This is a genomic window from Chitinophaga sp. SYP-B3965, from assembly GCF_009647655.1.
GTDB lineage: Bacteria > Bacteroidota > Bacteroidia > Chitinophagales > Chitinophagaceae > Chitinophaga.
The window spans coordinates 97,609-111,121 of record NZ_WJFD01000004.1 but is presented as its reverse complement, the minus strand read 5'-3'; the positions used below and the strand labels follow the sequence as shown (position 1 = coordinate 111,121).

At 45.2% G+C, this 13,513-nt stretch carries 14 protein-coding genes; 8 read left to right on the top strand and 6 right to left on the bottom strand.

Translation table 11 applies throughout. From position 1 onward, the window contains the following. Window positions 1–17 precede the first annotated feature (17 nt). Window positions 18–1,049, top strand: coding sequence for a hypothetical protein (locus GFS24_RS21550; protein WP_153663126.1), 1,032 nt, complete (start codon window positions 18–20; stop codon window positions 1,047–1,049). Here GFS24_RS21550 and apaG read toward each other — a convergent pair. From apaG to GFS24_RS21525, 5 genes are all read right to left on the bottom strand, one after another. Beyond that, the gene (gene apaG, locus GFS24_RS21545; RefSeq protein WP_146859995.1) at window positions 1,046–1,432 is read right to left on the bottom strand and encodes a Co2+/Mg2+ efflux protein ApaG; all 387 of its coding nucleotides are present in this window, start codon (window positions 1,430–1,432) and stop codon (window positions 1,046–1,048) included. The two genes, GFS24_RS21550 and apaG, sit on opposite strands and share 4 nt — an antisense overlap. Before the next feature lie 84 nt (window positions 1,433–1,516). Beyond that, the gene (locus GFS24_RS21540) at window positions 1,517–1,843 is read right to left on the bottom strand and encodes a DUF4157 domain-containing protein (protein WP_153663124.1); all 327 of its coding nucleotides are present in this window, start codon (window positions 1,841–1,843) and stop codon (window positions 1,517–1,519) included. 12 nt (window positions 1,844–1,855) lie between these two features. Next, window positions 1,856–2,785 carry a DUF5777 family beta-barrel protein gene (locus GFS24_RS21535; RefSeq protein ID WP_153663122.1) on the bottom strand — a complete coding sequence of 310 codons (930 nt, stop codon included), beginning with the start codon at window positions 2,783–2,785 and terminating at the stop codon, window positions 1,856–1,858. Window positions 2,786–2,800: 15 nt separating this feature from the next. Then, window positions 2,801–3,349: a YceI family protein gene (locus tag GFS24_RS21530; RefSeq protein WP_153663119.1), complete on the bottom strand. Its 549-nt coding sequence runs from the start codon at window positions 3,347–3,349 to the stop codon at window positions 2,801–2,803. Window positions 3,350–3,369: 20 nt separating this feature from the next. Continuing rightward, entirely contained in the window at window positions 3,370–3,735 is a 366-nt protein-coding gene (locus GFS24_RS21525) for a hypothetical protein (protein ID WP_153663117.1), read from the bottom strand. Window positions 3,736–3,849: 114 nt separating this feature from the next. Here GFS24_RS21525 and murF point away from each other — a divergent pair, with 114 nt between their 5' ends. Beyond that, window positions 3,850–5,127 (top strand): UDP-N-acetylmuramoyl-tripeptide--D-alanyl-D-alanine ligase, encoded by a 1,278-nt coding sequence (gene murF / locus GFS24_RS21520; protein ID WP_371731299.1) that lies wholly within the window; start codon window positions 3,850–3,852, stop codon window positions 5,125–5,127. A 210-nt stretch (window positions 5,128–5,337) separates the two neighbouring features. Here the strand turns inward: murF and mce are convergent, their stop codons facing one another. After that, the gene (gene mce / locus GFS24_RS21515; RefSeq protein ID WP_153663115.1) at window positions 5,338–5,742 is read right to left on the bottom strand and encodes a methylmalonyl-CoA epimerase; all 405 of its coding nucleotides are present in this window, start codon (window positions 5,740–5,742) and stop codon (window positions 5,338–5,340) included. An 81-nt stretch (window positions 5,743–5,823) separates the two neighbouring features. On the opposite strand from mce, the gene GFS24_RS21510 reads away from it, so the two are divergent. The 6 genes from GFS24_RS21510 (at window position 5,824) to GFS24_RS21485 (ending at window position 13,497) form a co-directional block, all read left to right on the top strand. Continuing rightward, window positions 5,824–6,993 (top strand): IscS subfamily cysteine desulfurase, encoded by a 1,170-nt coding sequence (locus GFS24_RS21510; RefSeq protein ID WP_153663113.1) that lies wholly within the window; start codon window positions 5,824–5,826, stop codon window positions 6,991–6,993. A gap of 11 nt (window positions 6,994–7,004) precedes the next feature. Further along, a complete protein-coding gene (locus tag GFS24_RS21505) occupies window positions 7,005–7,331 on the top strand; it encodes an iron-sulfur cluster assembly accessory protein (protein ID WP_153663111.1) in 327 nt (108 codons plus the stop codon). Window positions 7,332–7,462: 131 nt separating this feature from the next. Continuing rightward, on the top strand, window positions 7,463–8,200 hold the full coding sequence (gldF, locus tag GFS24_RS21500; RefSeq protein WP_153663109.1) for a gliding motility-associated ABC transporter permease subunit GldF: 738 nt from the start codon (window positions 7,463–7,465) through the stop codon (window positions 8,198–8,200). 2 nt (window positions 8,201–8,202) lie between these two features. Beyond that, window positions 8,203–9,918, top strand: coding sequence for a gliding motility-associated ABC transporter substrate-binding protein GldG (gldG, locus tag GFS24_RS21495; RefSeq protein WP_153663107.1), 1,716 nt, complete (start codon window positions 8,203–8,205; stop codon window positions 9,916–9,918). A gap of 70 nt (window positions 9,919–9,988) precedes the next feature. After that, on the top strand, window positions 9,989–10,939 hold the full coding sequence (locus GFS24_RS21490) for a TerC/Alx family metal homeostasis membrane protein (protein ID WP_153663105.1): 951 nt from the start codon (window positions 9,989–9,991) through the stop codon (window positions 10,937–10,939). A gap of 65 nt (window positions 10,940–11,004) precedes the next feature. Continuing rightward, complete coding sequence (locus tag GFS24_RS21485; RefSeq protein ID WP_153663103.1) at window positions 11,005–13,497, top strand: bifunctional UDP-N-acetylmuramoyl-tripeptide:D-alanyl-D-alanine ligase/alanine racemase; 2,493 nt, start codon at window positions 11,005–11,007, stop codon at window positions 13,495–13,497. Window positions 13,498–13,513 lie beyond the last annotated feature (16 nt).

The window sequence follows — 13,513 nt, the reverse complement described above, 5'->3', positions numbered from 1 at the left end:
TACAATTTTAATAGGCGATGCAAAATTACTCGAATAAAAATATCCTGCGTGGCATTTTAGTGGTGTTACTGATATCTGGCTGCGGTACGAAGGTAAATGTGCCCAATGTGAGTCATATTCCGATCAACGTCACCATAGAACGTTTTGACAACCAGTTTTTCTTCATAGATACCAATAACGTAGCGGAAGGTTTAAAATTGCTGAAACCTAATTATCCTGAATTCCTTCCTACTTACATACAGGATATCATGAACTTCGGCCCCCTGTCTGATACCAACCGGCTGCTGGAACCCCAGGTACATCAATTCCTTACCAATAAGGATTTCCGTGCTTTGCAGGATTCTGTGGATGTGCATTTTGCGGATATAAAGCCCCTGGAAGCAGAACTCACACAGGCCTTTCGCCTTACTAAATATTATCTGCCTGCTTTTCATGCACCAAAGAGGGTGATCACCTTCATGTCTGCCATCGGCAATTATGCTGCGATTACGGTAGATTCCATATTGGGCATAGGGCTGGATATGCACATGGGAGCAGATTTCCCGATCTATGGCATGGTACCCGATTATCCTGATTATATCGTGAGGAAGTTCACCCCAGAAAATATTACACCGAATGTGATGAAGGTATTATACCAGAACTACTTTCCCCTGAATGATAAAAATGTGAAGCTGATAGAGCGTTTCATAGAATTAGGAAAGCAGCAGTATTTCCTGGAGAAAGTATTACCGGAAGTACCCGAAGATATCAGGATAGGCTACACGAAAGAACAATTGAAATATTGTAAAGAGAATGAGCAGATGATCTGGCAATACTTTGTGCAGAATAAATTACTGTATACAACTGACTGGCAGGATATTGTGCGTTATACGGGAGAAGGGCCATCTACACAGGGATTACCCGGAGAAGTACCCGGTCAGATCGGTTCATTCACAGGATACCGCATTGTTAAAAAGTTCATGGAAAAACATCCTGATGTAACGCTGGAGAAGCTATTAGGTACGAAGGATGTGATAAGTATATTTAATGAGGCGAAGTACAGGCCTTAGTTCATTTTGAAAGGAACTACCATCTGGAATTCCGGGATCTTTACTTCGAATAATTTCTTATTCAGCTGGTTTTCCATTTGATAGGTGCCGTACATCTTCCCGATCTCCGTGCGCAGGTTGGAACCTGAAACATATTGATAGCTTTCTGATGGTGCCAGCAGTGGTTGCACCCCTACAACACCTTCTCCCTCCACTTCCCGGTGGGAGCCATTTGAGTCAATTATATACCAGTGGCGCCTTAACAGCTTGATAGGAAACGTATTATTATTCTCTATGGTGATCCTGTAAGCAAACATAAACTCGCTACCTATAGGATTGGAATAATCTGGCTGGTAGAACGTTTCCACGCTGATGGTAATGCCTTCGGTGACTTTCTTTACCATAATGATCAACCTTTACCGTAAAAATAAGGAAAATAACCGCGTTGCAACTTTTTTTTCCACTAAGGGTTTCGTTTTAACGAATCTTTAGGTAATTTCTACGCCATCCAATTCCCGAACATTGCTCTCTGCAAGCCTGGCGGCCTTTTCAAAGCGATTCGCGTAATATCCAACCCTCATCCAGTCTCCTATATATAGCCATAAAAACCGCCAAAAGCCATTTTCCATGTACTGTTTTACATGGCAAACCTCATGCCGTACCCAACGGGTATTAGCCAGGAAACGCTCCCGGCTAACCCCATGTAAATGAATTACCCGCCCAAAAACAATAGCAATATTGCCGCCTTTCATCTTCCAGGCAGCTATTCGGGCAATGGTTGAATTTTCTTTTATCCTGCAGCGAATGGTATCCATTCCTGCAATTTATTATTTTCCCCCTAAAGAAAAACGCCTGGAGATATTGAATCCCCATCTGAACTGGCCTTCCTTCCAGGTAGAGGTGGTTTCAGGAATAAATTGATTTTCCAGGATGGCCGTGGTATTGGTGAAATTCACACTGAATACGTGCCCGCCTGTTTCTATTTCCAATCCTACACCCAGCGGATTATAGAATTTGGTGCCCCGGCCTTCAAAATAATCTTTGCTGGCCTGCTCACGGAATGGCAGGAAGTAATCCACCACCAGCGCTAAGCGTTTGGAGAAACGCAAACGCCCTCCCACACCTACAGCAAACATGTCATTTTGATCCATAAACACCACACGGTTGCGGTGAATATATGTAGGCAAAACCGCCAGGGACAAGATGTTACCGAACTTACGGGAAAGGATGATCTGCCCCGTATAGGTCATGCGGCTGCTAAACTTATCAAAATAACTGGCATCCGGTTCTTCTGTACTGCTCTTCATGGAGGTTACCACAGCATTCCCGAAAACGGTCACACCCAATGGCATACTGTTATCCGTGGTCTGCTGTAATATTTTGAACTTACCCAGCGCTTCGTACAGCTGAGAAAAATTACCACTTCCTTTGGCGCGACTTACCCCCACCATCAAACGATCTGTGATACCATATTCAAAAGCAATACGGATATCGCTGGAATTATCCATTCCAAAGAAGGTTTTGGCACCGCCATCTCCACCGGCAAGATCACCAAAACGGTGAGCAACGCGGAAATCCAGCTCCCCCTTTTTCAGGGTTTCGTTAGATTGCGCATTGATAACGCGGGTACTCTTGAAGGTGGCAATTACGGGTTGCCTGCTTACGGAATCTTTTCCGAACATCTTACTAAGATCGTCTTGGGCCATAACAGCTGGCGCAACAAGCAAAAGGGCTGTCAGCATGCGGATCTGCAACATATTGTTGGTTTAAATTTATTTGGTAACTGGTTGATAATCGGCATTCACCGTAACTTCTACTACCTCGGCAATGTTTTTCACTACCAGGGTGGGGATCTTGATCTTATGATCAGCCACCGTTACATTGAATTTGGAGTTCACATTGAACTTTCCGTCCCTCACGGTAATGGTGCCTTTTCCTTTATACGATCTTTCCACGCCATGCAGGTTCAATGTACCTTCCACGTTTACGGGATAAGTGCCGTTCTTTGAAAAGTCCACGTCTTCTGCATATTTCCCTTTGTATTCAGCGAAAGGGAATTTTTCACTTTCTACATAGTTCTCATTGAAGTGCTCCTGCATGAGGGCTTTTTTAAATTGAAAACTATTCATGTGTACTTTAAAATAAATAGCCTTCGTTTTAATATTGATAGCAGAAACACCCCGGTCACTCACAGCGCTGATATCTTCCATCGGTGCGCTGGAAAAGAAGCTGATCTTAGGTCCTTTGCAGGAGTAGATCTCCTGGCCTGAACCTGCCAGGCAGGTCAGTAAGAAGGTGGTAATTAATAACAATTGCTTCATAAATGGTTAGGTTTGGTTCATCAATCCGGCATGCCCTTTCCTACCCAGCAGGCTATAGAATCCCTGGTGGCACGGGAAAGTTGCGGATAACCCATGATCTGTGGCATATCCGCATTAGGGCCTGTAACCCGCAGGCGGAACATGGACCCATTATCAGTGATGTAATTTTTAAATTTGACAAGGGTAGAGAAATCAGCTACCACAGGAGATCCTGATCCGGGATGGCAGGTACGGTTGGTACAGTTTTCCTGTATAATAGCATACATACGTGTACTGGTCACTAATACCGTGTCGCAGTCGGCCGGATTGTCCGTTGGGGCCGGTCCTTTTTCTGATGTACAACTGATACAGAAAATAAAAACCAGGCCGGTCAATAATTGTTTCATACTTTGGAGAGTTGGTGAATTACAGGTTTTCATGGATTTAAATACGCAACTATATAGGGAACGGTTGCCTTTCACGAAAGATAATAATTATTTTTGCTGCCAAACAGATAAGCCGTGAATATTGAACAGTTATACCAGATCTACTTAAGTCATCCCAGCGTGCAAACAGACACCCGGAAACTACAAACCGGCGATCTCTTCTTTGCACTGCGCGGACCTAACTTCAATGGAAACCAGTATGCGGCAGCAGCATTAGCAGCAGGCGCGGCTTATGCAGTAATAGATGATCCGGCCTTTCATACAGATCCGGATAAAATGATCCTTGTAAACGATGTACTGCAAACCCTCCAGGAGCTGGCGCTGCATCATCGCCAACAATTTAATATTCCTTTTATTGCCATTACCGGTACTAACGGTAAAACCACTACGAAAGAAATGATCCGTACCGTATTGGGAGCACAATACCGTACGGCTGCCACAGTGGGCAATTTAAATAATCATATAGGCGTTCCCCTCACCATCCTCAGTATTCCGGCGGATACAGAAATGGCCGTTATTGAAATGGGCGCCAATCACCAGCGGGAAATTGCAGGATATTGTACCATCGCGCTTCCCACCCATGGCCTCATCACCAATGTGGGCAAAGCTCACCTGGAAGGTTTTGGCAGTGAAGAAGGTGTACGTATTGCCAAAGGAGAATTATATGATCATCTCAGGGCCACTAACGGAACAGCTTTTGTTTGCAGTGATTATGATTACCTGCTGGACATGAGCAAGGGTATTGAGCACATCATTACCTATGGCCAGGGGAAAGCAGATTACACAGGCAAACCAATTCCCGGAACAGCGTTCCTGGAGCTGGAAGCAGCCGCCGCAGGGCATATCAGCACACACCTGGTGGGAGATTATAACTTCCCGAATGTAATGGCTGCCATCGCCATCGGCCTGCATTTTAAGGTGCCGGCAGAAAAGATCAAAGCAGTGATTGAAGGATATGTTCCCTCCAATAACCGCTCCCAGGTGGTGCATCGCGGCAGCAATGTATTTATCATGGATGCTTACAATGCAAATCCATCCAGCATGAAAGCGGCTATTGAAAATTTTGCAGGGCTCCATGCACCACAGAAAGTGTTACTGCTGGGCGCTATGAAAGAATTGGGAGAAGACAGTCTGAAAGAACACCAGGCACTGGTAGACCAATTACAACGCACCCACTGGAAAGCAGTCATATTAGTAGATGGCGATTTTGCCAAAGTAAACCATCCCTATATCTTCCTGCAAAATGCAGAAGGTGCAAAAAAATGGGTCCGCCAACAGGGTCTTGAAAACACTTATTTTTTAGTGAAAGGGTCCCGGAGTGTAGGAATGGAAAAGGTTTTACCGGAAGCTTAAAAGGGGGCAAAAAAATAAACCTGCGAGTTAAAAAACCCACAGGTTTTCATAACCTATGCCAACTTTAGAGTATTTTTAAGCCTACGTGGCTCGCATTCGTTTCTCTAAATGAAGTAAGTTTCCTTACTTACTTTAATACAACATGTATTAAAACAAAAAGGTTTAAACAGAAAGATGTTTTTTAGGAATTAAAGCCCAACTGCCTGATTATCATGGTTGAATTTCCTGGGTTAATTCAACCAGCACGCCATTCGTGCTTTTGGGGTGTAAGAAGCAAACCAGTTTGTTGTCTGCCCCGCGTTTGGGTACCTTATGGATCAATTCAAAACCTTCCCCTTCCAATCGTTTCATTTCAGCGTGAATATCAGTCACTTCAAAGGCAATATGATGCACACCCTCTCCTTTCTTCTCCAGGAATTTTGCAATAGCACTGTCCTCCTTCATGGATTCCAGCAATTCTATCTTAGTGTCCCCTTGCTGAAAAAACGCCGTGGTCACACCTTCTGAGGCTACTTCTTCCTTTTTATAACAGGGGGCATTCAGGAGTTTTTCGAAAAGGGGGATAGAAGCCGTAAGCGATTTAACAGCAATCCCAATGTGTTCCACTTTTAACATAGCTATTATTGATGGGCTTATAGAGAGCCCCAAAAGTAGAACTTATATCGTAATTTTGTGGAAGTGAAAGCCGGTACACATATGTTAAAATTGCCTGTATATCTGGATTATAATGCTACCACACCCTGCGATCCGCGGGTACTGGAAGTGATGATCCCTTATTTTACAGCACATTTTGGCAATGCGGCCAGCCGCCAGCACAGCTTTGGATGGTCTGCGGAAGAAGCGGTAGACGTAGCACGAGAACAGGTTGCAGCATTAATAAAAGCGGATAAAACAGAAATTATTTTTACCTCGGGCGCTACCGAATCCGTGAACCTCGCTATCAAAGGGGTTTTTGAAACGTATGGCAGCAAGGGCAATCATATTATTACAACAGAAACAGAACACAAAGCCGTACTGGATACCTGCAAACACCTTGAAAAACAAGGGGCTGCGGTAACTTATCTCCCGGTAAACGCTGATGGACTGGTAGATCTGCAAACGCTGGAAGCAGCTATCACAGAGAAAACCATCCTCATTGCCGTGATGTACGCCAATAACGAAACAGGGGTGATCAACCCCATCCGTGAAATTGGCGCCATCGCTAAAAAGCAGGACGTAATATTCATGACGGACGCTACCCAGGCTGTTGGCAAAATCCCCGTAGATGTGCAACAGGACAACATCGACCTCCTGGCACTTTCTGCTCATAAGCTCTATGGCCCTAAAGGGGTCGGTGCTTTATACGTTCGCCGGAAACAGCCGCGGGTGAAATTAACAGCCCAGCTGGATGGTGGTGGTCATGAAAGAGGCATGCGTTCCGGTACTTTAAATGTGCCGGGGATCGTTGGTCTCGGCAAAGCCTGTGAACTGTCAGGTGCCGAAATGGCAGAAGAAAGCAACAGGGTTTCTGCATTGCGGGATAAACTCGAAAAAGCCCTGCTGGCGCTCGAAGAAACCCATACAAACGGGTCAATTACCCACAGATTGCCACATGTCTGCAATATTTCGTTCAAATATGCAGATGCCAACGGCTTAATGATGGGTTTTAACAGGCGAATTGCCGTATCTTCAGGCTCAGCTTGTACTTCAGCCTCTCCGGAACCCAGTTATGTACTAAAGGCAATGGGGCTGAGTGATGATCTGGCACACTCTTCGCTACGTTTTGCTGTAGGAAGGTTCACTACAGAAGAAGAGATAGATTATACCATCCGGGTAGTGACGGAAACGGTACATACTTTAAGAGAATTGAGTTCGTTAAATAGTTAAATGGAGAAGATATGATTTTCATAAGCGATAAAGCAAAGGAAAAAGTAGAAGCGCTCAGGGCTGAAGGCACACTGGCAACAGACTCCTTCCTCCGCGTTTCCGTAGTAGGCGGAGGTTGCTCCGGCCTTAGCTATAAGCTGGATTTCGACAATGAATCCAAACCAAAAGATCAGGTGTTTGAAGATAAAGGCATTAAAGTGGTAACGGACCTGAAAAGCTTCCTGTACCTCTGCAACACCACCCTTGAATTCTCTGATGGCCTGAATGGTAAAGGATTTTATTTCAACAATCCTAATGCCAGCCGCACCTGTGGATGCGGGGAAAGCTTCGCAGTATAATCTTTGCAGCATACATTTTATTGTATAAAAGCCGTTTGGATGGTATCCAGACGGCTTTTTCATTGAATATATTTTTTCTTTAACATAATTTTATCCAACGCGGCCATTATATTTGCTGCATTGACCGCCATATGTTAGCAATATTTAAAAAAGAGATCCATCAATTTTTCAGCAGTATCACCGGCTACCTGGCCGTTATCCTGTTCCTGCTGGCCAATGGCCTCTTCCTCTTTGTGTTCCCGGAAACCAGTTTACTGGATGCCGGTTACGCCAATCTGGACGGGCTTTTTGAACTGGCCCCCATGATATTCCTCTTGCTGATACCCGCTATCACCATGCGGAGCCTGGCGGATGAATTCAAAACCGGCACCATGGAATTGCTCAGCACCAAACCCATCACCTGGTGGCAGATCGTTTGGGGCAAATTCTGGGCGGCCGTGCTGATCGTACTCATTGCATTATTACCTACCGTGGTTTATTATGTGGCCATGGCACAGCTTTCCGCTACCAATGCGGGTTTGGATAATGGCAGTATCATCGGTTCCTATCTCGGTCTCTTTTTACTGGGCAGCACTTTCACCGCAATTGGTATCTGGGCTTCCTCCATTACCAGCAATGCCGTGATCTCTTTCCTCGTAGCTATTTTCACCTGTTATATATTCTATAATGGCTTTGACGCGTTAAGCAAAGTGCCCGTTTTTAGCGGCGGCGCAGATTATTACCTGCAAATGGCCGGGATCCGTTTCCATTATAACTCTATCAGCCGTGGGGTGATAGACAGCAGGGACGTCATTTACTTTTTAAGCGTAACAGGGCTGATGCTCTATCTGACTAAAATTTCGCTGGAACGAAAAATCTGGCAGGGATAATTATGGAAGCAACAAGAACGGATAAACGAAAGAAATACCTGCAACGTACATTGGGCATCCTGGTGCTGCTGGTAGCGGTGAATATTGCTGCTTCTTATTTTCACGGGCGTTGGGACCTTACCGCTGAAAAGCGCTACACGCTTGCTCCTTCCACCCGTACCCTCTTAAAAAACCTGGATGCACCCGTTACTATAGAAGTATACCTGAAAGGAAATTATCCTGCCGGTTTCCGTCAGTTGGCTGATGCTACACGCGAGTTGCTGGAGGAGTTTCAGCAATACGGGGGTAATAATATCCGCTTCTCTTTTGTAAACCCCGGTACTGAATTACCAGACTCCATGCGCATGAGTTACCAGGATACACTGATGTCCAAAGGTATCCTCCCCTTCAATTTACAGGTACAAGAGGACAGTAAAGATGCCTACGCCGAGCGACTCATTTTTCCCGGCGCCCTGTTAACTTATAAAGGACAGGAAAGTGGTATCAACCTGCTGAAAAGCCAGGGCGGCCTCAATCCCATGGAGGCACTCAACAGTTCAGAAGCATTACTGGAATATAAATTCGCCCATGCCATTTACCAGTTGCAACAGCCGGAACGCCCGCTGGTGGGCTATATGCTGGGGCACGGGGAACCGGAAGGGAATAATATATATGATGCACTCAAAACCCTTCATGAGATCTACCAGGTAGATACAATTAATCTGAAGACCAGCACCTTCATCCCCCGGGAGTTTGCAGCCATCCTGTTTGCCCGTCCACTGGAAAGCTTTACAGAAGAAGATAAACTGAAAGTAGACCAATACGTGATGAACGGTGGCAAGGTGATCTGGTTCCTTGATAACCTCAGCGCAGCCACAGACAGTTTAAGGGGTCGAAGCTTTATAGCTTTCGACCAGGATCTGAAACTGGAAGACCTCCTGTTCAAATACGGCGTGCGCATAAACCTTGACCTGATCATGGATATGCAGAGCGACATGATCCCGCTGGTAGTAGGGAATATTGGAGACAAACCACAGATCCAGCCTGTCCCTTTTCCTTATTTCCCACTCTTTACTTCCACCAATGCCCACCCCATCGTCAAAAATCTGGACCTGGTGATGAGCCGTTTTGCCAATTCAATAGATACGATCAGGGACGGGAATATCAAAAAAACCATCCTGCTCACCTCTTCCCAACATAGCAAAACAGTTCCCGGCCCTGTGGAGATCAGCCTGGAAAGTGTGCAACAGCAGCCCAATCCAAGAGAATACCGTATGCGGAACATTCCTACAGCCGTTTTGCTGGAAGGCCGTTTCCCTTCTCTATTCAATCACAGGTTAAACAGTACACAACAACAAGCTATACAAACCTTATCCGGCGTACCTTTCAAAGGAATAGCCGACACCATTAACAAGATGATCGTGGTAAGCGATGCAGATGTGATCTTCAATGCTTTCTCCCAAAAGAACGGCCCTATGCAAATGGGCGTTAATGAGTTTAATCCGCAATATGTGTTTGCCAATAAAGAGTTCTTCCTCAACAGCATGGAATACCTCACCAGCAAAACACCCATTATGGATACCCGTAATAAAGAACTGACCCTCCGGCTGTTGGATGCGGAAAAAGTAAAACAGGATAAGACCAAATGGCAAATGATCGCCTTTATAGTGCCCATAGGGGCCATATTACTCTTTGCCATGGTGTTCCAGTTCATCCGCCAACGCCGGTACGCAGCATAAAGACCCGTTTTCCCCGGAAAAGGATGCCATAATACATTATCTTTGCAGTTCAATAAATTTTCCTCCTTTCATGACATCGCAACAATGGACGTACATCGTTTTCGGTATTGTTATCGTCTTGGCCCTTATTTTCGACCTTGGATTGCTTAGTAAAAAAGGTGAAACTATTTCCATCAAAAAAGCATTAGTCCAAACTTCTTTCTGGGTTGCCCTGTCACTTGGCTTCTTCGCATTTATATGGTATGAGGACGGTAGCCGCATGGCGGTTGAGTATCTGAGTGCCTACTTAATGGAGTGGTCATTGTCTATTGACAACATTTTCGTGTTCATCCTCATCTTCGGTTTCTTCAAGATCAAAGAAACAAGTTATGCCCGGGTACTGTTGATCGGTATCCTCATGGCCATTGTTTTCCGCGCTATCTTTATTACTGTAGGTGTGGCCCTGATCGCACAATTCGGCTGGATACTCTATATATTCGGCGCCATCCTCGTTTACACAGGTGTTAAAATGTTCGTCGTGGATCAACATGATGAATTTAAACCGGAAGAAAACTTTGCTTACCGTTTCATGCAGAAATACATGCGTATCTCTCACCAGGAACCAGAAGGCAGATTTACTATAAAACATAACGGCAAAGTATACCTCACCACACTTTCTGTAGTGGTAGTGATGCTCGCCGTAACAGATATCATCTTTGCATTGGATTCTATCCCCGCGGTTTTTGCGATCTCAAAAGAACCACTGGTGGTATATACTTCCAACATCTTTGCCGTATTAGGTTTACGTTCGCTGTTCTTCCTGCTGCGTGGTGCAGTGGATAAGTTCGATTACCTGCAACAAGGTATTGCCATCGTACTGGTGTTCATCGGTTTGAAGATGCTCGCGGAGATCTTCCACTTCAAGTTACCAGTATGGGTATCATTGGTGGTGATCATAGCCTGCCTGGCAGGGTCTATCGTTTATTCCATTTATCACGACAAGAAATTACCAGTTCAGCCTGAGGGCGAGTTAGAAAAATAGTTGATCCAAAGCGTTCAGGAGTAGAGTCCCTGAACGCTTTCTTTTTTATAAAAAACCATATAAAATTGTATACAGCAGAAAGTATCAGCAAGATCCTGAAAGGTGAATTGTTGCAACAGACCGGAAATGCGGAGATAGAACAAATTTTGCTGGACAGTCGCAAATTGCTTATTCCAGAAACCTCATTGTTCATCCCCCTTGTTAGTGAAAGGCGAAATGCCCACCAGTACATTGACGAAATGTACCAGAAAGGTGTCAGCAATTTCGTGGGTAGTGAACCTATGTCCACTACCCAATACCCCAAAGCTAACATCATCCTTGTTAAGAATTCCCTGCAAGCCCTGCATACACTGGTAGCATATCACCGTCACCAGTTCCAGATACCCGTAATAGGTATCACCGGCAGCAACGGAAAAACCATCGTGAAAGAGTGGCTGTTCCAGTTATTGGAAAAAGATTACAACATCGTACGCAGTCCTAAAAGTTATAACTCACAGATAGGTGTTCCGCTCTCCGTTTGGCAAATGAAGCCGGAGAATCAGATGGGTATTTTTGAAGCAGGTATTTCCCAGCCGGGAGAAATGGTGAACCTCGAAAAGATCATCCGCCCCACCATTGGCATCTTTACCAATATCGGCGAAGCACATAACGAAGGTTTCCTGAACATCCGGCAGAAAGTAAATGAAAAACTCATCCTCTTCATGAAGAGCGATGTGCTCATTTACTGCAAAGATTACCTGGCCCTGAATGAATGCGTCAACAATTTCCATAACCTGGTAGGCAAACGGGAAATTGATAATGATCTGCAGCTCCTTACCTGGAGCCGAAAAACAGATGCAGACCTCCGCATCATTGGTGTAGATAAAAATGATAATCATACCCGCATAGATGCATTATACAAACAGGAGCCACTCTTCATCCGCATCCCTTTTGTAGATGAAGGTTCTATTGAAAATGCCATTCATTGCTGGGCACTCATGCTCTACCTGGGCAAATCACAGGAAGTGATCCAGGAACGTATGAACCTCCTTGGCAATATTGCCATGCGCCTGGAAATGAAACAGGGCATTAATAACAGCACCATCATTAACGACAGCTACAATTCTGATCTTGGCTCCCTGGCCATAGCCCTGGAATTCCTGCAACAACAACGGCAACATCCGCAACGTACCGTGATCCTCAGCGACATCCTGCAAAGTGGAAAAAGCGAAGGTTCCCTGTATGAAGAAGTAGCCGGCATGCTGGAAAAGAAAGGCATTCAGAAAATGATCGGCATCGGTAAAAATATTAGCCGCGAAAAGCAGAGCTTCTCTAAAATAAAGAGCGCCTTCTATGCTACCACAGAAGAGTTCCTCAAAGAAGTAAATCCTGCAGATTTCCAGAATGAATCCATCCTCGTGAAAGGCGCGCGGGTATTCAAGTTTGAACGCATCGGCAAATTGCTGGAACAAAAAGCGCATCAAACTATCCTGGAGATCAACCTCAGCGCCATCGCCCATAACGTGAAACAATACCAGGCTTTATTAAAACCCGGTATTAAGTTAATGGCTATGGTAAAAGCATTCTCCTATGGCAGCGGCAGTTTTGAAATTGCGAGCCTGCTGCAGTTCCATGGTGTAGATTACCTCGCAGTGGCATATGCAGATGAAGGTGTTGAACTTCGCCGGGCAGGTATCACCCTGCCTATCATGGTCATGAACCCGGAGCCCAGTACTTTTGATGCTATCCTGCAATGGAACCTGGAACCTGAATTATATTCCATGCACATCCTCGAACAGTTTGAGGAAGTGGTTAGGTATGCCAATAAAACAGATTACCCTGTACATATCAAACTGGATACCGGTATGCACCGCCTGGGATTTGAACAGGCCGAACTGGATCAGTTGGCTATCCGCCTGAAAGAAGATGGTATCTTCAGGGTGCAGTCTATTTTCAGTCACCTTGCAGGCAGTGAAGATCCTTCCATGGATGCCTTTACACGCAAGCAGACGCAGCTTTTTAATCAAATGAGTGCGCTATTGCAGCAGCAATTGGGTTATGCCGTGATCCGCCACATTGCCAACAGTGCAGCTATTCACCGTCACCCGGATCTGCAATTAGATATGGTGCGGCTGGGAATTGGCATGTATGGAATAGACAGTGCAGACACTTTCCAGGATAAACTGCGGAATATCAGCACTTTAAAAACTACCGTGGCACAGCTCAAACGTATACCCATAGGGGATACTGTGGGATATGGCGGTAAATGGAAAGCAAAAGTTCCTTCCGTGATCGCCACTGTTCGTATAGGCTATGCGGATGGATACGACCGGATGCTGGGTAACGGAAAAGGTAAAATGATGATCCGCACAAAGTTAGCACCGGTGATTGGTGTAGTGGCCATGGATATGCTGATGCTGGATGTAACACATATCGCTGATGTACAGGAAGGGGATGAAGTAATTGTGTTTGGAGAAGGCCTGCCAGTACAGCAATTGGCCAAATGGGCGGATACAATCCCCTATGAAATCCTCACCGGAATTTCCCAAAGAGTAAAAAGAGTGTATTTCCAGGAATAAATCATAACATGTTCCG

Bases quoted from the DNA above. Each gene is read 5' to 3' on its own strand.
- GFS24_RS21550 (WP_153663126.1), top strand. From the start codon at position 18: ATGCAAAATTACTCGAATAAAAATATCCTGCGTGGCATTTTAGTGGTG.
- apaG (WP_146859995.1), bottom strand. From the start codon at position 1,432: ATGGTAAAGAAAGTCACCGAAGGCATTACCATCAGCGTGGAAACGTTC.
- GFS24_RS21540 (WP_153663124.1), bottom strand. From the start codon at position 1,843: ATGGATACCATTCGCTGCAGGATAAAAGAAAATTCAACCATTGCCCGA.
- GFS24_RS21535 (WP_153663122.1), bottom strand. From the start codon at position 2,785: ATGTTGCAGATCCGCATGCTGACAGCCCTTTTGCTTGTTGCGCCAGCT.
- GFS24_RS21530 (WP_153663119.1), bottom strand. From the start codon at position 3,349: ATGAAGCAATTGTTATTAATTACCACCTTCTTACTGACCTGCCTGGCA.
- GFS24_RS21525 (WP_153663117.1), bottom strand. From the start codon at position 3,735: ATGAAACAATTATTGACCGGCCTGGTTTTTATTTTCTGTATCAGTTGT.
- mce (WP_153663115.1), bottom strand. From the start codon at position 5,742: ATGTTAAAAGTGGAACACATTGGGATTGCTGTTAAATCGCTTACGGCT.
- GFS24_RS21510 (WP_153663113.1), top strand. From the start codon at position 5,824: ATGTTAAAATTGCCTGTATATCTGGATTATAATGCTACCACACCCTGC.
- GFS24_RS21505 (WP_153663111.1), top strand. From the start codon at position 7,005: ATGATTTTCATAAGCGATAAAGCAAAGGAAAAAGTAGAAGCGCTCAGG.
- gldF (WP_153663109.1), top strand. From the start codon at position 7,463: ATGTTAGCAATATTTAAAAAAGAGATCCATCAATTTTTCAGCAGTATC.
- gldG (WP_153663107.1), top strand. From the start codon at position 8,203: ATGGAAGCAACAAGAACGGATAAACGAAAGAAATACCTGCAACGTACA.
- GFS24_RS21490 (WP_153663105.1), top strand. From the start codon at position 9,989: ATGACATCGCAACAATGGACGTACATCGTTTTCGGTATTGTTATCGTC.